This window comes from Neobacillus mesonae, assembly GCF_001636315.1.
GTDB lineage: Bacteria > Bacillota > Bacilli > Bacillales > Cytobacillaceae > Neobacillus > Neobacillus mesonae.
Map to the genome: position 1 here is coordinate 4,928,076 of NZ_KV440949.1, position 17,244 is coordinate 4,945,319.

Here is a 17,244-nt window from a genome sequence, read left to right on the forward strand (position 1 = left end):
GCCACATTTTGAAACTTTCGTAACAGGCTAATCAGCTTTATTCCATTCCTTATTCCATTCCTTATACCATTTTACAAACCTGGATAGGCCCTCTTCAATCGGGGTAGTCGGATAAAAGCCTGTATCCGCTTGTAAATCATCAATTTCAGCATATGTGACCCTCATATCTCCAGGCTGCATCGGCAATGATTCGATGATCGCTTTTTGTCCTATCAGGCTTTCTAATACTTGAATAAATTCAATTAATTTCACTGGTTTATTGTTACCGATATTATAAATCTTGTAAGGAGCACCGCTTGAACTCATCTTATCAACTAAAAGAGGCTGCGGTTCAGGCGGCAGTTCAAGCAAACGGGTGATCCCTTCGATAATATCATCAATATAGGTGAAATCTCTTTCCATGTCGCCATAGTTAAACACTTTGATAGGTTTACCTTCGATGATACTTTTCGTAAAAGTATAATAGGCCATATCCGGACGTCCCCATGGACCATAGACGGTGAAGAAACGGAGGCCAGTAGTAGGCAGCTGATACAAATGGCTGTAGCTATGCGCCATCAGCTCATTCGCCTTTTTCGTGGCGGCATAAATATTGATTGGAAAGTCGACACAATCCTTCGTCGAGTAGGGGAGATTTTGATTTGCACCATAAACCGAACTAGAGGAGGCATAAATTAAATGCTTCACCTCGTAGTGTCTGCATGCCTCCAGCACATTCATAAAGCCGACAAGGTTTGACTGAACATAGGAATGAGGATCTTCCAGACTATAACGGACACCGGCTTGTGCAGCTAAGTTCACGACAACATCCACCGAATTCTCCGCAAACAAATGATTTAAATTCTCCCGATTCGTCAGGTCAACAAGATAAAAGGTAAATTGGGGGTGATTCTTGAGAATCCTTAGCCGTTCCCTTTTAAGACGGACATCGTAATATTCATTTATATTATCAGCCCCAATCACTTGATAGCCTAACGATAGCAGCCGTCTGGACAAGTGAAAGCCAATAAAGCCAGCCGCCCCAGTAACTAAAATAGTCGTCATGTCGCAGCTGTTCCTTTCCCATCAAGCGGAATCGGAATTTTTGTCCATGTTTTATAGGTTTCCGGATCCATGACCTTGACATGCTCGAGAAAAGTCCCTAAAAATCCTCGTTCATGAAGATTAAGAAATAATTCTAGGGGCAGCTCTTGTTCACGGACGAAAGCATACACGTGATCCACCATTTTAAATCCGTTTTTAGTAATAATGATATGGCGCAAAGGGGCATCAATTTGCTTGAAACCAAACTTTTTCATCTGCGTTAACATCTCCAGCAGCTGTCTTGTGATGGCCTCAGACAATTTTGTTTGCTTTTTTAAAAACGTATTTAAATCAGGTCCATCCAAAAATTCCATTACAACATAATTTTCACCGGTTTCATATACTTTTGGAATAAATGGTAATTCTTTTCCGGATAATAGAACTTCTTGTTCCTGTTCGGCATGATTTGTTTTACTATAAATTTTGACACATTTTGTTTCAGATATGCGGAATACTGCACCCTGATGCCCTTTTCCAATTAGATTTTGGGCATCGATGTGACTAACCTTTACAGATTCTCCTGAACCGCCGGAATTAATGAGTGCAGTCCGGAAATCAAACTTATTTCTTCTAAAATAATTCTCCCATTCGCGAACAGTATCGGGCTCAAGCTTTTTTGCCTGGGACAAAAAAGCGTCTTTTAATAGAATAATTTTTAGATCCCGTAATAACTTTAATGGCACAGGGTGATCTCGTTTAAAGGCATTTACGTGATCGATTGCTTTCAATTTTTTATTTTTAAGAACAATGATATGTCTAAGCGGGGCATCAACCATGGTAAACCCTGCTTTTTTAAATTCTTGTAAAATCGTAAGCAGTCCTCTTACGATTGATTTAGGGATATAGCTAGCATTTTTAAGGTATTCTTTTAAAGTAACCCCTTGTAAATACTCCATTACGACATAATTTTCACCCGATTCATATATTTTGGGAAAAGATGATAATTGTTGACCAGCCAAAAGTGCCTCTGCTTCCATTTTTGCTTGTACCGGATCTTCATAAATTTTGACACATTTTTCTTCCGAAAGTTTAAAAACAGCTCCTTGTGTACCTATTCCAATAAGAGGATAGTCTGTCGGGTTATCAATCTCTAATGTTTTTTCGCCTTTTGTAACTTTAATGAATCGGAAATCCTTCGGGGTGAAACGATGAACCTGACCGTTCTTTAATTTTTGCTTCTTAACTCCAGTAAAATTTCTCATCGCCATCCTCCTAACAGCTCGTCATAGAATTCCGCCTGCTTCTGCAGCTGTTTTTCTAAATCAAACATTTGCTCAACCTTTTGACGTGCGGCAGCGGTATAGACTTCCCATTTGTCCCGGTTCAACAGCATGAACTCCAGTGCAAGAGCCAATTCATCGGCATCATTTTCCTTAACCAAAATCCCTTCTTGTTCGTGGGTAACTAATTCCGGAATACCGGCATGAGTGGTCGAGATGACAGGCACTCCGGTTGCCATCGCCTCTTTTACCGTATTAGGAATTCCTTCAACATCACCATTTGGAGCAACAATGCTTGCGGCACAAAATAAATCTGCATTCACCATATGTTCGCGTACCTTTTCTTTCGGAAGGTGATGAAGGAGCTGAAATGAATCACCCAATCGGAGCTGGGAAGCAAGAGATTTCAATTGTTGTTCCATATCACCTCTACCTATAATTGTCAGAGTAGCATTTGGAAATTTCTCCTTTATTTTATGAAAGGCTTGGATTAAGACGTGGTGGCCCTTTTTTTCAATTAATCTGCCGACGGATATTATATTTTGTGAGTCTGATTGTGTTGGCGGGCGGTAATGGTATTGACTCAGGTCGACTCCGCCGTACAATACCCTTATTTTTTCGTGTGGGCAGCCCCACATATTGATACGGTCTGCTAAATACTGACAAACCGGGAAAAACACTTCCCCTTTTCGAAAAAGCCGTTTCATTCCCTCTAAATAACCTACGGGCTGATTTGCCAGCGTGGCATCCCGGCCGCGAATGCTGGTAGCAAGCGGGAGTTTCGTTTTATCTTTAAATGGCAGCAGCAACATCCCTAATTGTCCGTGATGGGCATGTAAAAGGGAGATATTGTTCTTTTTTACAAATTTCTTTGGCGAGAAAATTTCGCTAAGATAGTACACTTTGTTGTTTAAAAGAGAGAGATCTACCATATACTTCGGCTGTCGTACCAGATGAATATAGTCGTATCCTGGAACTTCACGAATTTGGGAAATATACTGGGTGGGATCCACTCTTAAATTTAAATGCATGACAGTGTCCACAAAAATCCTCCTATCATTAATGACTACAAATGATCACATCTGTTCTAATAAAATATGCCTTGCTGGCTGCATGAGCATGGACAAAACGGCAGTAAATGTGATGTATTTCCCAAAAATTGTGGACTACCCACGAACGAAAATTTTTTTCCTAATAAAGAAGGAAAATAGCATTCTTAAATCGTATATGGTAAGTATTAGACTTTTCGAAATATGATGACAACAATTCGGGGATGGGGGACTAAACAATGACAGTTGAAAAAATGGATGGCAAGCTGATGTGGGAGCCTTCCCAAGAATTGCAGGCTGGATCGAATATGAAAAAATTCATGTCGTGGCTCAAGGAAACGAGGGGGCTTCATTTTAAAACGTACGATGAGCTATGGCAATGGTCCGTAACAAGCGTTGAAGGATTTTGGTCGGCAATTTGGCATTTTTATGAGGTTCAAGCAAAAACTCCATATGATGCGGTATTAATTAACAAACGAATGCCTGGTGCAAAGTGGTTTACTGGGGCCACGTTGAATTATGCAGAGCATATTTTTCGTCAAAGTACTGAAGGTAAAGCTGCAATTATTTATGAAACAGAAATACGCAAGCAAGGAAAATTGACCTGGGATGAATTAAAAAAGGAGACATCAGCAATCGCCGCGTATTTAAAATCATTAGGTGTCGGCCCGGGGGACCGCGTTGCTGCATATGTTTCAAATATACATGAAGCGATTACCGCTTTTTTGGCATGCGCAAGCATCGGTGCAATCTGGTCAAGCTGTGCGCCGGAATTCGGCATCATGAGTGTGATTGACCGGTTTAAACAAATTGAACCAAAGGTGTTAATTGCAATTGATGGTTACCGCTATGGAGGAAGGGACTTTGACCGGATGGAAATGGTGGGGAAAATCCAGGCGGAGCTGATAACACTTGAAAAAACCATTATTATTCCTTATTTACATAATGATCCTAATGTAAGCGGTTTAACTGAAGCGGTGATATGGGATGAGGTGGTCGCTGAAAATGAAGGTGCTGTCCTTCGTTTCGAGGCTGTTCCATTTGACCATCCGCTCTGGATTTTGTATTCGTCAGGCACGACCGGCAAGCCGAAAGCGATTGTCCAAAGTCAGGGCGGCATTCTGCTGGAACATTTAAAAATGGGCGGTCTGCAAAATGATTTAAAGGCAGACGACCGCTTTTTCTGGTACACGACGACCGGCTGGATGATGTGGAATGTTGTCGTAAGCGGCCTCCTGGCGGGATCCACCATTCTGTTGTATGACGGAAACCCAGGTTATCCAAACTATGAAACGCTTTGGAAGTTTGCCCAATCCTCGAAAATGACTGTGTTTGGCACAAGTGCCAGCTTTTTAACAGCGTGTATGAAGGCCGGGTTAAAACCGAGGGAACAATTTGATCTTTCTGCTTTGAAAAGCATCGGGTCAACCGGCTCGCCGCTCCCTGTCAGCGGTTTTGAATGGGTCTATCAAGATGTGAAGGAGGATGTCTGGCTGTTCTCGACAAGCGGGGGCACCGATCTTTGCACGGCATTTGTCGGAGGCTCGCCATTATTGCCTGTGCATGCTGGCGAATTGCAGGCCAGAGCACTTGGTGCCGCGGTAAGGGCGTTTGATGACCATGGTGAAGAGCTGATGGATGAAATCGGGGAACTTGTCATCACCGAACCAATGCCATCGATGCCAATTTTCTTCTGGAATGATGAAAACGGCGAACGCTACAGGGACAGCTATTTTGATTTGTATCCTGACGTTTGGCGTCACGGTGATTTTATTAAAATTACCTCTAGAGGAAGTGCGGTGATTTATGGCCGCTCGGATGCTACGATTAACCGCGGTGGCATCCGGATGGGAACGAGCGAGATTTACAGTGCCTTAGAAAGCATTCCAGAAATACTTGATAGTTTAGTAGTGGATATTCCTATATCCAGTGAGCTTTCATATATGCCATTGTTTGTTGTCTTAAAGAAAGGGGCTGTGCTTACGGATGAGGTGAAGGCACGAATCAATGGAGTGATTCGTCAGAATTGTTCGCCGCGCCATGTCCCAAATGAAATTTTCCTAGTTGAAGAGCTGCCTAATACATTGAACGGCAAAAAGCTAGAAGTACCAATTAAAAAGATTTTGATGGGGACGCCAGTGGAGAAGGCGGTTAATGCAGGTTCATTAGCCAATCCTGACTCACTAAATTTTTTCGTTGAATTTAAAAAAAATATGGATAGTACTCAAGATTAATGAAGAAACCGCCCGCATTTGCAGGCGGTTTGTTTTGTCTTCTTCATTGATTGTACATAATTTCAATTTTTTGCACATAACAATAATAAAGGCGAAAGGAGAGGGTGTTGATGGCTCGAGTACCAATCCCTGCTCAGTTTAATATTAATATCCATATTATTAAAGTGAATTCTTTTGAAAATGCCTCTGCCATAAATGTCGGTAACAACTTATTGGCTGAATGGCATAATTCGGATAAGAAAAACATGGGACTGGGACAGAATATGGGGGACGGCAGCTGTTTTTTAGGAACGAGAAGTATGGTAGACGACCGCGATCAAATCGACTCAGCATCATCCTTTGAATCGGAATGGCTTCCCATGCCGGATATTATTCATAAAGGGGATGAATAAACCATGTTTTTTAAACCAATAAATTTAACCATTGCCGATTTCAAGGTAAACAACCAAGATCATTTGAGTTCTATTTCTTTTGGAACAACTGTGAAAGTCGGAAGAAATGTTAGTGCTAAAAAAACACAAGGGTTTGGCCAGCAACATGCAGACTTTTGCGTTCGGCCTTTTAATTCTCATTATGTTTTAGATGATGATGTGGTGGATCAATATTCAGTTAAATTAAAAAAATAAATCCTTTTCGGCGCTTTATCCATTATTTTGGGGAGGCGGGTATATGTATTTTGGACCGGTCAATATTAATCTATTATCCTTTAAAATCAATTCCATCGACCATTCCGCAATCGTTAATTTAGGTCCAAGTAAACATCTTGATATATTTGTCTCCTATAAACGGAGCCAGGGAATTGGTGAACAAAATGGAGACTTCTCCCCCATATTACTAACCTATTCTAACGTAATTGACAATGATATTAGTGATAGTCCTACTGTTAAAAACAGCATAATATAAGGGGTGAAATCTCCTTTCGGTAATCGCTCGAAATCTGTACGACGAAAAATACTAAAGGAGTGGTAACATGGTCTTTTTTACACCATTAGCCGTTAATTTACTAGGCTTTAAGGTCAATTCCCTGGATAACGGGGCTGTGATAAATGTTGGTTCTTTTCTTTCTATTGATGAATTTCTTTCTTACAAACGAAACCAAGCCGTTGGAGAGCAAAACGGAGATTTTTCCCCTATAAACATCCCAATCGCAAGTGTCATCGACCCAGACATCGCCGATAGCCCATCCGCCAAAAACAGCATTATTTAATGCATGGGGATCCTTCTGTTTCATGGTGGGGGAGAAGGGTCTAGGGGTTTATTGGTATAATAAGAAACGGTCACCAACTGGTATTGGCGACCGTTTTATTATTAAAAAGACTATTCAGCTGGTCTTAAAGTGCTTCCCGAATCACCTTTTTATAATTAAGTACTGAAAGTAAGCCGAAAACCGAGTACAATGCAGCATACACAATCATCACGATAATCATCGGTGTCCAAACCTCGGTCCCAAATAAAAACCAGCCGGACTGGACCGCGAAATAGCTATGCGATAAGCCAACCACCAATGGAATCCCAAAGCTGAAGAGCTGCTTGCCGCGAATCCCTTTTAACAAATCCCATTGGGTAAAGCCAAGTTTTCGTAAAATCATATAATTCGGCTTTTCCTCTTCACTTTCACCCATTTGTTTAAAATACAGGATGCATCCGGACGTCACAAGGAAAGTTAAACCTAGGAATCCTACAATAAACATCATGAGCCCCATAACATGTTTTTGCTCGTTACTAATCTTAAGCCGCGATTCCGTCCAATCAGTATCAATAAATTTTATCTCTTTAAACAGCTCATTCGCTTTTTCGATTTGCTCCTCATTTTTCAAATTAATTCCAATAAACAAGGGAGATTTCTTTTGAATCGCTGGATCTATATCCTTTTTCAGCCTATCAAAAATAGTCTTGTCAACAATCGCAACAGGCTGCCCGAAATTTGAGAAATAGCCGGAAACGACGAATTCCTTTTTTAACCCTAAATAGGTGAGGGGAATGACCTCTGTTTTACCTTTTAATTCAATCTTTCCAGTATCGGCAAATGTCATAAATTTCTGCATGAGGTCGCTATAACCAGTAAATACCGCTTCTTCAGGAGTAACATTGATTTCGACTGCATGTTCACTTATAACCGGAATCGCCGTGATCGCTGGATCAAAGTTTAATTCTTCTAAATTAGACTCTAATATATTCTTAAGATTAGCATCTACCTGAAGCACTTCGATTTTTCTCTCGGTAATTGTAACTCCTGCCTTAGTTAAGGCTTTAGAAAATTCCCTAGCATCCATTGCGTTTGTAAAAGCAAAATCACCTGCAACATTATTTTCTGCCATTTTTTCTGCTGAATAGTAGGAGATATAACTAAGCGACAGCAGTCCAATTGCCAGCGCCGAAACGGTGGTAATAATCGTCAATAGCAATGCGTTTGATTTCATCCGGAACATAATGGAAGAAAGTGATAATACTTCATTGATATTGAGATAACCATCTTTCTTTTTCCGAATGATATTAAAAATAAAGCTAACCGACCCTTTATAAAACAAGTAGGTACCAAGAATAACGGCACCCAGGATAAAGATCATCGCCATAAACAATTCATTCATCGTCTTGAAGTCCCCGCTGAACAGCTTCGAGGATACGTAATAACCAGACAGAATCATGATGATACCGGCAGCTCCGATAATGATTTCCCAGATCGACATTTTCTTCACTCTAGATTCAGTAGAAGAAACCACCCTAAACAATGCTAAAATGCTTTGTCTTTTGATAAACAGATAATTCATCAACATGATCAACAAGTAGATAACGGCAAATACAATTAACGTCTGAACTAAGGCTTCGAGTGAAAAATGCAGTTTAGCGATTGCATGAATATTTGTTACTTTAAATAAAATCATGATGATTAACTTCGAAATTGAAAAACCAACCAAAATACCGATAAGTAAAGACCCAAAATAAAGTATAAAGTTTTCGGCAGTTAAAATGCGAAAAATTCGGTTCTTGGTCATCCCGATTAATTGAAATAAACCAATTTCTTTACTTCGTCGTTTAATAAAAATCGTATTGGCATACAACAAGAAGATGGAAACAATCCCGACAAGCAGAACAGATGCTGTCCGGATCGCCGCTGCACCTTTCACGGACCCTTCTGCTTTATCCAACGAAGGGTCGAATTGCAAGGTGACAAAGGCAAAGTAGAGCGAAACGCTAAAAACCAACGCAAACACATAAAGATAGTAATTTTTAATATTCTTCTTCAAATTGCGAAAGATTAGGTGTTTAATGCTCATATTGCACACCGCCCAGCACGCCTTGGGTTTTCATAACATCCTTGAAGAAAGTCTGGTGCGACTCTTCGCCTTTATTTAATTGGGTATAAATTTGACCGTCTTTAATGAAGATCACCCTATTACTAAAGCTTGCTGCAACAGGATCATGAGTAACCATGATAATTGTGGCATTCCGCTTTTGATTTAACTGGCTCAGTTTGTTCAACAAGTCAGAAGCAGCCTTGGAATCAAGCGCTCCGGTCGGTTCATCGGCAAATATGAGGCTCGGTTCGTGAATAAATGCCCGTGCTGCAGAAGTCCGCTGCTTCTGTCCGCCGGAAATTTCGTTCGGGTATTTATCCTTCACTTCATAGATCCCTAGTTCCTGTGCTATTTCTCTAAATCTTTGTTCTGCCTCTTTTTTTGCCGTTTTCGTGATGGTTAACGGCAGAAGGATATTTTCCTTAACTGTTAAAGTGTCCAATAAATTATAGTCTTGAAAAATAAAACCCAAGTGACTCTTGCGAAATTCCGCGAGCTGTTTTTCCTTCATCTGGGTAATTTCGCTGCCTTCAATCCTGATAGACCCTTTACTTACTTTATCAATGGAAGACAGGACATTGAGAAGGGTGGTTTTCCCAGAGCCAGATGCCCCCATAATGCTGACAAACTCTCCTTTATCAATCGTAAGATCAAGACCTTTTAACACTTCTTGCTTATTAAATTTGTTTCCATAGTTTTTATAAAGCTTGGCTGCTTCTAAAATCTTCATGTCAGACACACTCCTTATTTCGATAGTTCTATTATAAAAGTGAGTGCATACGGCTTCCTTCGATTGGGCGAACAATTCATAAAGGCATGTGACATTTTTGTCACATGCCGGTTATACGGACAAAATCATTTTGTTTAGGAAAAGTTAAGCTGAAGATGGAGCCCGCTCCAGGCTGTGACTTCACATCGAACTTAATCAAAAGCGGTCGGGCCGCTTTCTTTGCTAAATATAGGCCCATACCGGTGGCTGCATGATCTTGATGATCAGTTGTAGACGTGAAGCCTTTATCAAAAATCCGCGGCAGATCTTTCGGGTTAATCCCGCGTCCAAAGTCCTCGATTGTCAGAACTGTCTGCCCGCTCCGTTCAAAGCTTTGAATCATAATATCCGAGTCTTCGCTATATTTTACGGCATTTGTAAGAAGCTGCCTGATAATAAATGACAGCCATTTTCCGTCCGTCAGCACTTCAGCTGCTGCTAATTCTATTTCAAAGCCTATTCCTTTTTGCATACACCATGACTGTAACGCTTTAATCTCTCGAAAGATTAACACCTTTAAATCCGTCATTTCAATATATAAATCATTCTCCATGAAAGGGATTCGCTTTTGATGCAGCTGCTGGTCCAGCAAGTGGTGAATCCGCAGCCACTCATAGCTTATTTTCGCCTTAATAGGACCATCTTCTAAATCATTGATCATTAACTGCAAGGCTGTAAGCGGTGTCTTTACTTCATGAATCCATGACAACAAATCGTCTTTTTCCTGCTCTAACGCAGTTTGGTTTTGTGCAGCTTTCTGTTTCAGCCGTTCCGTTTGGTTAATCACACTGTCTTCAATAATTTTTTCAAATGGGCTAACGGCATCGGCTATAACGGTTAAGTCAAGATTATTTTCCCATTCTTCAAGGCTTTTATAAAATTTCGTTTCTTTATGATAGCGGATGACGATAAACATTCCGAAAATGATGACTGACAGAAATACAATATAGAGCAGGGAAGTAAGCGGAATTGCTGCATCAACATAGCCGATAAAAAGCAATAACAGCTGAAGTAAGAGAAAGAGAAAAATCCAGCTGTTTCTCTCAATTAGAAATTTTTTGATCATAATGGTTCTGCCTTTTCAACTGCCATATAGCCTTGTCCAACCTTCGTTTCAATAAAATGTCCGAGACCAAGTGCGTCTAGTTTTTTACGAAGCCGGTTGACGTTGACGGTTAACGTATTGTCGCTGACGAAGCGTTCATCATCCCATAGGCTTTTGATTAAGCTTTCGCGGCTGACAATTTTATTTTTTTGTTCAATCAAATGTTTTAAAATAAACATTTCATTTTTTGTCAATTCGACCGTTCCTGCATCATTCGTGACCGTGTTTTTTTGATAATCAATGGCCGCGCCGTACCAGGTTTTCAGTTCGATTTGGTCTGTATTATAATTGTAAACGCGGCGGAGAATCGCTTGGATTTTTGCAATTAGCACATCAAAATGAAATGGTTTTTGAATAAAATCATCGGCACCTAGCTGCATCGACATGACTATGTCGGAAGGGTGGTCGCGGGATGAGAGAAATAGAATCGGCACGTTGGAATGAGAGCGGATCATCCGGCACCAATGAAACCCGTCGAATTTCGGAAGCTGGATATCGATAATAACCAAATCAGGTTTGATTGCAGTAAATTCTTGCAGCACTTCACTAAAATCGGAAATCCCATATATATCATAAGACCAGCTCAATAAGCGGTCTTTAATTTCTTGAAACAAGCTCGCATCATCTTCAATCAGCAACAGTTTAAACATTGTCTTACACCACACTTTCCTGAAATCTATTGTAACGGAAAAATTTTCCGCAATCCACATAAAAAGTGCACGCCCTAAAGAGCGTGCACCCCGTTTCTACAGTTGAAAAGCCAAAATCGTAATAGCTGCAACCGTTATGATACTAAAGATGATTTTTGCCAAAAGGGGGATGGAATCCTTTTCCTTCTGGTTAATCTTTGCTTCCTGTTCATTGACAACCTTCCGATATTCCGGACTACAGCAGCCCACTTATGCCACCTGATTCCAGTCGGAAACGTCAACTTCGAGCGGAAGGTTATTGGCACGGGCCTTCGCAGCTGCACGGAAGAATAAGGCGATTAACACCGCAGCACCTACGAAACCGCCAATCCAGGCAACGTTCATCGGGAGTCCAAAACCGATTTGCGCATTCAGGATGTAAGTAATAACCATTACTAGCATAAATGAACCAGGAACAAGCGAAATCCAGTAATTCTTTCTAGCAATATATAAATACATCGCACCGACGAATAGGGCAATAACGGCAGTCGCTTGGTTTGCCCAGCTGAAGTAACGCCATAAAATGTTAAAGTCGATTTGCGTTAACACTACGGAAATCGCAAATAACGGAATCGCAATCCATAGACGGCTGGAAAATTTCTTTTGTGCAATATTTAAGTATTCCGCAATAATCATCCGAGCAGAGCGGAATGCTGTGTCACCAGAAGTGATTGGCAGAACCACAACACCAAGAACAGCAAGCGTACCACCAATCGCACCCATCATTTTTGTGGAAACGGCGCTGACAATCGCACCAGGACCGCCGGCAGCAAGCAGGTCGTTCAAGCCGTTATAACCATCGAATAAGCTCATCGCCGCAGCAGCCCAGATCATCGCAATGATTCCTTCTGCAATCATCATACCGTAGAAGATTTTGCGTCCTTGTGCTTCCTTCTGTGTCGTACGAGAAATAATCGGTGTTTGTGTTGCATGGAATCCTGAAAGCGCACCGCATGTAATCGTAAAGAAAATTAATGGGAAAATCGGTGCATTTGCAGGATGGAAATTTTGGAATGAAAGCTCCGGAATTGGTGCACCGGTTGCGACTAGTCCGATTCCGACACCAACTGCACTGATGACCAACAATGCACCAAAATATGGATATAGGCGTCCGATGATTTTATCAACCGGAAGCAATGTTGCCAAGATGTAATAAAGGAAAATGGCAGCGATAATAATCCCAAGGGCAATCTTACCGTTCATTAATACGTTTAATAAAGCAGCTGGTGTTGAAACAAACACCGTACCAACTAATAATAATAATAGGACAGCAAAGGCATTTACCACGTGTTTCATCACTTTGCCTAAAAATTTGCTCGCCAGCTCAGGTAGATGAGCACCTTTGTTACGGATGGAAATCATGCCTGTTAAATAGTCATGTACGGCTCCGGCAAAAATACAGCCAACCACGATCCAGATAAATGCAACGGGTCCGTAAAGCGCACCCATTATTGGACCGAAAACTGGGCCTGTTCCGGCAATGTTTAATAGCTGAATTAAGGAATTCTTGGAGGTGCTCATCGGCACATAGTCAACACCGTCGTTATTCACATAGGCTGGTGTTGCTCGCTCTTCCTTTACTCCGAATATTTTTTCTACAAATTTACCATAAGTAAAATAACCGATAACTAATAGGGCAATGCCCGCTAAAAATGTATACAATTTTCTTCCCCCTTTAAAAAGAATAATGAATGCGGTTACATAGTTTAGTATAAAAAAGAAGCAAGGAAAGGGGGGGATTTGAGATTAAAAGGTAGAAATTCAAGGTTATGATGTTTGTTAGAAGGACTAAAATGCAAAAAATTAAGAAAATGTTCACATTTAATAGGAACAAAGTCATATTTCCAATTTAGCCCTCAGTGCTTTAACATAATTTCTGCTGACCGACAGCATTTCTTTTCTTCCTTCTATTTGTAATTGATAAGCACCGTTGAACCACGGTGAAAGTCTTGTAACATGTTCGAGATTAACGAGAAAGCTTTTATGAATACGGAAAAAACCATAGCCAATCAAACGGCTCTCCAAGTCCTTAAGCGGTGTTTTTGTTTCAAATTCGCCACTCTTGGTCATCAGTTTCGTAAGCTTTTCATCCCTGACAATATAGAGAAGATCTTTTGGTTCCAGATAATAAATTTCCCCATCTGATTCGACAGCAAGCTTTCCCGTTGATTTTCCGGGATCAAGATCTTTCGCGGGATGGAGCTTCTTTTCAATCCGTTTAATCGTTTCTTGTAATTGTTCTTCATCATAAGGCTTCAGCAAATAGTCAACGGCATCATAGCGAAAGGCTTCAGCGGCAAACTGCGGATAGGCCGTCGCAAATACGACTAATGGTGCCTTTTTTAACTCCATCAATGCTTTGGCTGCCATCATCCCGTTCATTTTCGGCATTTCAACGTCGAGAAAAACAACATCAGGCTGCATCTGAATCGCCTTCATGATGGTTGCCTCTCCTGATTCAGCTTCGTCGATAATCTGAATCGATGGATATTCTCCCAGCAAGTGTTTTAATTCATCCCGGCTGTACGGCTCATCGTCGGCAATGAGTGTTCGGATGGGTTGTTCCATTGGGTTTCCACCTCCGTATAGGGGATAGAAAAGGAAATTTCTGTCCCTTGCTCCAGTTCACTTTTTATTTTAAGGGCGGCATGGTCGCCAAACATGGTGGTCAGCCTGCGGTTAACATTATATAGTGCTACGCCGCTCCCTGTTTCAGAAGAAATAGGTGTTTTGCAAATTTGCTCAGACCGCTGCTTGCTCATTCCATGACCATTATCCTTTATTTTTACATAGACGGCATGGTTTTGAGTGAAAATCGTGATTTTAATTATACAGTCACTTTCCTTATCCTTCATGCCATGTTTTACCGCATTTTCAACTATTGGCTGCAGGGTAAGGGGTGGGATTCCTTGCATAAGGGCATGGTCCTCAATCTCATAGATAATTGTCAATTTATCTGCGAATCTAGCTTCTTCAATTGCAAGATAGGCCTGTACCTGCTTTAACTCCTGCTCTAAGGTTGTTAAACTTTGCGTCGTCACCGATAAATTTTGCCGTAGAAAATGCGACAAATAAACAAGCAATTTCCGGGCCTTGGTAGGATTGACCCTTATTAATGAAAGAATCGTATTCAATGTATTAAAAAGAAAATGAGGGCTGATTTGTGCTTGCAGCGCCTTGATTTCCGCTTCTTTAGCCAACTGGTGAGCTTTATCGGAATCAGCTAATTCCAGCTGGTTGCTAAGCAGGGCACTGAGACCGGTGATCAATTCCATGATGACAGGAGTAATTTCCTTCTCCGAACGGAAATAAAATTTTAAAGTTCCGATCGTTTTTCCCCTCTGTTTTAACGGGGCGATGACCGCAGCCCCCAATTTGCAGCCTTTGACACGGCAGTTAATGGACTCGTGGTCCGCTGTGACAATTTCCCCTTTATGAATAACATCCCAGGTAATTTGGGTTTGAAACGGATTATTCGAACGATGATGATCATCGCCGAGCCCGACATGAGCTAATATTTCCGACGCGTTGGTAATCGACACAGCGATTGTATTCAGTTCTTTATGAATGATTTGACAGGCAGCTTGGGCAGATTCTGTGTTTAGACCGTTTCGCAAGTGGGCCAGTGTTTTTTTCATAATCAAGAGTGTCTTTTGTGCTTGAATTGCCCCGACCTTTTCCTCTTCGTTTATCACACTTTTGATAATTAATAGAAATAATGCACATCCCAGTCCGTTTGCGATGATCATCGGCAGCCCAATGATTTTTACCAAAGTCCAAGCCTTTTCAAACGGGTGGGACAGCAGTAAAATAATCAGCATTTGCATCGATTCGGCAAGGGCTCCGATGAAGAAGGCGGAGCTTAAGTTTACATGCTTATTTTTTCGGTAAAACAGCCCTGCGAGGATTCCTGAAATAATCGTTGCCGAGCCGCAGGAAATGGCAGTAAAGCCGCCTAGAGTAAACCGGTGTATTCCTGCTAGGAGTCCGGCGCCGATTCCGACCCGGTAGCCGCCGAGAAGTCCGGCCAAGACAACGCCGATCACGCGGGAATTGGCAATCGCTTCATCGCTGTTAAGGCCCGAAGTCCATTTATTAAATTTCAGGCTATCGGCACTGAGGGTTAACCCAGAATAGGTACCAATGATGCCGAAAAAACCAAAAAATAGAATGGCAGTGATTTGCTGCTTTCGGTTTAATTGATTCTCGTAAATCATACTGCGGAAAAAGGGGAATCTCGTTAACACGAAGGCAATCGTCACCAGAATTCCCAGCCGTTCCACCATCGTTACCAACAATTCCAGCATACTGGGCTCCCCTCCTCATTGTTCAATGAAAGCAGTTTCTTTACCTATTATTCTAGCAGTTTTTTGAAAAATCGTAAATTGAGGGCGGGGTGAAAAATATAGGCCAACAAGAAAACGCCTACATTAATATTTACCATTCCCATAGGAAAAATAAAGAGTATAATAGGAAAATACAATAGTTAGCAGGAGTAGTGAAACGTGAATAAACAAAATAACAAGTATCGTTGGGTCGTGTTTGCCAGCGTGCTGTTTGCCTACTTTATTATCGTAAGCCAAAGAACGGCGCCCGGATTAATTTCTGACCAGCTAATGAAAGAATTTAATATAACTGCATCGATGATTGGATTACTCACTAGTATTCAATTTTTAGCATATGCCGGCTTGCAAATTCCAATTGGGATCTTATCCGACCGATTTGGACCGAATTATTTCCTAATTATAGGAACATTACTTAACGGAATCGGGACGTTGATTTACAGCATTGCCCCGAATGAATTTATTCTTTTAATTGCCAGGTTGTTGGTGGGGGCGGGGGATGCAGCCATTTGGGTCAACCTTGTTCTGATATTAAGCATTTGGTTCAAGGTAAATGAATTTGTGGGCTTACTCGGTGTGGCCGGGATGACCGGGAGCTTTGGCTTTCTGCTTGCGACGGTTCCGTTTTCCAAATGGATCTCTGATTTTGGATGGCGCCCGCCGTTTTTAACAACAGGAATCCTCTTATGTCTGATTGGTATTATACTTTATTTTATACTAGTAAAAATACCGCAGGGAAACGCCTCAACCACTTCAAAAGCAAAAGTAAAAGCTGTAAAGCAGCGGGAAAATCCACTTGTTCTATTACGCCGTATTTTTTCCACCCGCCAAGCTTGGGCCACTTTCTTTTGCCACTTTGGCGCGGTCGGTACATATGTAGGTTTTATCGGCTCATGGGCAGTGCCATATGGGATGCATGTTTTTGACATGTCCCGCTCCGGTTCAAGTCAGCTGATTATGATTGGGCTAGTCGGGGCAATCATTGGCGCACCGGCAGGAAGCTGGATTTCGGGTAAATTACATTCTATTAAGAAAACGTATGTTGCCGTTCATATTATTATTTTTACAAGCTGGGCTGCATTTTTATTATTTAGCGGGAAACCGCCATTTTTCTTACTGGTTACGCTTTTCTTCTTGATTGGATTTGGGAATGGTGCGAGTGCTTTAACCTTTGCGGTCGTGCGCCAGTCGTTTCCAATGAAGGAGGTTGGCGTCGTCTCAGGATTTGCAAATACCGGCGGCTTTATTAGTGCCGTTCTTTTGCCGAGCCTATTTGGAAAAGTACTAGACCACTTTCATGGTGCCCCTAGCAGTGTCGGCTATTACTATGGTTTTATCATTCCGGTCGTCTTCACCTTAATAGGTTTTATTGGGGGAATCCTTATAAAGGAACAGCGGCAGGGGGCAAGCCAAACGGAGTTCAGTATATCTAATTAATAAATAAAAAATGGCTTGG

At 41.4% G+C, this 17,244-nt stretch carries 17 protein-coding genes; 6 read left to right on the top strand and 11 right to left on the bottom strand.

The window, feature by feature from the left end; all coding sequences use genetic code 11:
• Nucleotides 1-27 precede the first annotated feature (27 nt).
• From A6749_RS23195 to A6749_RS23205, 3 genes are read right to left on the bottom strand one after another with little or no spacing between them, the layout of a single operon-like run.
• On the bottom strand, nucleotides 28-1,044 hold the full coding sequence (locus tag A6749_RS23195) for an NAD-dependent epimerase (RefSeq protein WP_066397524.1): 1,017 nt from the start codon (nucleotides 1,042-1,044) through the stop codon (nucleotides 28-30).
• Nucleotides 1,041-2,285 (bottom strand): AarF/UbiB family protein, encoded by a 1,245-nt coding sequence (locus A6749_RS23200; protein ID WP_236719715.1) that lies wholly within the window; start codon nucleotides 2,283-2,285, stop codon nucleotides 1,041-1,043. Before A6749_RS23200 ends, A6749_RS23195 begins: the two co-directional genes overlap by 4 nt.
• Entirely contained in the window at nucleotides 2,282-3,346 is a 1,065-nt protein-coding gene (locus tag A6749_RS23205; RefSeq protein WP_066397526.1) for a glycosyltransferase, read from the bottom strand. The genes A6749_RS23200 and A6749_RS23205 overlap by 4 nt, the downstream gene beginning before the upstream one ends.
• Nucleotides 3,347-3,591: 245 nt before the next feature.
• Between A6749_RS23205 and A6749_RS23210 the strand changes: the two genes are divergently transcribed.
• From A6749_RS23210 to A6749_RS23230, 5 genes are all read left to right on the top strand, one after another.
• Complete coding sequence (locus A6749_RS23210; protein WP_066397528.1) at nucleotides 3,592-5,586, top strand: acetoacetate--CoA ligase; 1,995 nt, start codon at nucleotides 3,592-3,594, stop codon at nucleotides 5,584-5,586.
• Nucleotides 5,587-5,696: 110 nt separating this feature from the next.
• Nucleotides 5,697-5,978, top strand: a complete 282-nt coding sequence (locus A6749_RS23215; RefSeq protein WP_066397532.1) for a hypothetical protein — start codon at nucleotides 5,697-5,699, stop codon at nucleotides 5,976-5,978.
• A gap of 3 nt (nucleotides 5,979-5,981) precedes the next feature.
• Nucleotides 5,982-6,212 (top strand): hypothetical protein, encoded by a 231-nt coding sequence (locus tag A6749_RS23220; RefSeq protein ID WP_066397535.1) that lies wholly within the window; start codon nucleotides 5,982-5,984, stop codon nucleotides 6,210-6,212.
• A gap of 43 nt (nucleotides 6,213-6,255) precedes the next feature.
• Entirely contained in the window at nucleotides 6,256-6,489 is a 234-nt protein-coding gene (locus A6749_RS23225; RefSeq protein WP_066397543.1) for a hypothetical protein, read from the top strand.
• A gap of 67 nt (nucleotides 6,490-6,556) precedes the next feature.
• Nucleotides 6,557-6,793 carry a hypothetical protein gene (locus tag A6749_RS23230; protein ID WP_066397546.1) on the top strand — a complete coding sequence of 79 codons (237 nt, stop codon included), beginning with the start codon at nucleotides 6,557-6,559 and terminating at the stop codon, nucleotides 6,791-6,793.
• 124 nt (nucleotides 6,794-6,917) lie between these two features.
• On the opposite strand, the gene A6749_RS23235 is transcribed toward A6749_RS23230, so the two are convergent.
• The 8 genes from A6749_RS23235 to A6749_RS23265 all read right to left on the bottom strand — a co-directional run bounded on the left by A6749_RS23235 (nucleotide 6,918) and on the right by A6749_RS23265 (nucleotide 15,752).
• Nucleotides 6,918-8,861 (bottom strand): FtsX-like permease family protein, encoded by a 1,944-nt coding sequence (locus tag A6749_RS23235; protein ID WP_066397558.1) that lies wholly within the window; start codon nucleotides 8,859-8,861, stop codon nucleotides 6,918-6,920.
• Nucleotides 8,851-9,612, bottom strand: coding sequence for an ABC transporter ATP-binding protein (locus A6749_RS23240; RefSeq protein WP_066397561.1), 762 nt, complete (start codon nucleotides 9,610-9,612; stop codon nucleotides 8,851-8,853). The genes A6749_RS23235 and A6749_RS23240 overlap by 11 nt, the downstream gene beginning before the upstream one ends.
• Before the next feature lie 100 nt (nucleotides 9,613-9,712).
• Nucleotides 9,713-10,717, bottom strand: coding sequence for a sensor histidine kinase (locus tag A6749_RS23245; protein WP_066397564.1), 1,005 nt, complete (start codon nucleotides 10,715-10,717; stop codon nucleotides 9,713-9,715).
• A complete protein-coding gene (locus A6749_RS23250) occupies nucleotides 10,714-11,406 on the bottom strand; it encodes a response regulator transcription factor (RefSeq protein ID WP_066401122.1) in 693 nt (230 codons plus the stop codon). Before A6749_RS23250 ends, A6749_RS23245 begins: the two co-directional genes overlap by 4 nt.
• 96 nt (nucleotides 11,407-11,502) lie before the next feature.
• Nucleotides 11,503-11,655 (bottom strand): hypothetical protein, encoded by a 153-nt coding sequence (locus tag A6749_RS28670; RefSeq protein ID WP_164745641.1) that lies wholly within the window; start codon nucleotides 11,653-11,655, stop codon nucleotides 11,503-11,505.
• Nucleotides 11,656-13,107, bottom strand: coding sequence for a carbon starvation CstA family protein (locus A6749_RS23255; protein ID WP_066397565.1), 1,452 nt, complete (start codon nucleotides 13,105-13,107; stop codon nucleotides 11,656-11,658).
• Between the two features lie 174 nt (nucleotides 13,108-13,281).
• Entirely contained in the window at nucleotides 13,282-14,013 is a 732-nt protein-coding gene (locus tag A6749_RS23260) for a LytR/AlgR family response regulator transcription factor (RefSeq protein ID WP_066397566.1), read from the bottom strand.
• Nucleotides 13,953-15,752 carry a sensor histidine kinase gene (locus A6749_RS23265; RefSeq protein WP_066397568.1) on the bottom strand — a complete coding sequence of 600 codons (1,800 nt, stop codon included), beginning with the start codon at nucleotides 15,750-15,752 and terminating at the stop codon, nucleotides 13,953-13,955. Before A6749_RS23265 ends, A6749_RS23260 begins: the two co-directional genes overlap by 61 nt.
• Nucleotides 15,753-15,950: 198 nt before the next feature.
• Between A6749_RS23265 and A6749_RS23270 the strand changes: the two genes are divergently transcribed.
• Entirely contained in the window at nucleotides 15,951-17,225 is a 1,275-nt protein-coding gene (locus A6749_RS23270) for an MFS transporter (RefSeq protein WP_066397569.1), read from the top strand.
• Nucleotides 17,226-17,244 lie beyond the last annotated feature (19 nt).

Coding starts and splice junctions, on each gene's coding strand:
- A6749_RS23195 (WP_066397524.1), bottom strand. CDS start 1,044: ATGACGACTATTTTAGTTACTGGGGCGGCTGGCTTTATTGGCTTTCAC.
- A6749_RS23200 (WP_236719715.1), bottom strand. CDS start 2,285: ATGAGAAATTTTACTGGAGTTAAGAAGCAAAAATTAAAGAACGGTCAG.
- A6749_RS23210 (WP_066397528.1), top strand. CDS start 3,592: ATGACAGTTGAAAAAATGGATGGCAAGCTGATGTGGGAGCCTTCCCAA.
- A6749_RS23215 (WP_066397532.1), top strand. CDS start 5,697: ATGGCTCGAGTACCAATCCCTGCTCAGTTTAATATTAATATCCATATT.
- A6749_RS23220 (WP_066397535.1), top strand. CDS start 5,982: ATGTTTTTTAAACCAATAAATTTAACCATTGCCGATTTCAAGGTAAAC.
- A6749_RS23225 (WP_066397543.1), top strand. CDS start 6,256: ATGTATTTTGGACCGGTCAATATTAATCTATTATCCTTTAAAATCAAT.
- A6749_RS23230 (WP_066397546.1), top strand. CDS start 6,557: ATGGTCTTTTTTACACCATTAGCCGTTAATTTACTAGGCTTTAAGGTC.
- A6749_RS23235 (WP_066397558.1), bottom strand. CDS start 8,861: ATGAGCATTAAACACCTAATCTTTCGCAATTTGAAGAAGAATATTAAA.
- A6749_RS23240 (WP_066397561.1), bottom strand. CDS start 9,612: ATGAAGATTTTAGAAGCAGCCAAGCTTTATAAAAACTATGGAAACAAA.
- A6749_RS23245 (WP_066397564.1), bottom strand. CDS start 10,717: ATGATCAAAAAATTTCTAATTGAGAGAAACAGCTGGATTTTTCTCTTT.
- A6749_RS23250 (WP_066401122.1), bottom strand. CDS start 11,406: ATGTTTAAACTGTTGCTGATTGAAGATGATGCGAGCTTGTTTCAAGAA.
- A6749_RS23260 (WP_066397566.1), bottom strand. CDS start 14,013: ATGGAACAACCCATCCGAACACTCATTGCCGACGATGAGCCGTACAGC.
- A6749_RS23265 (WP_066397568.1), bottom strand. CDS start 15,752: ATGCTGGAATTGTTGGTAACGATGGTGGAACGGCTGGGAATTCTGGTG.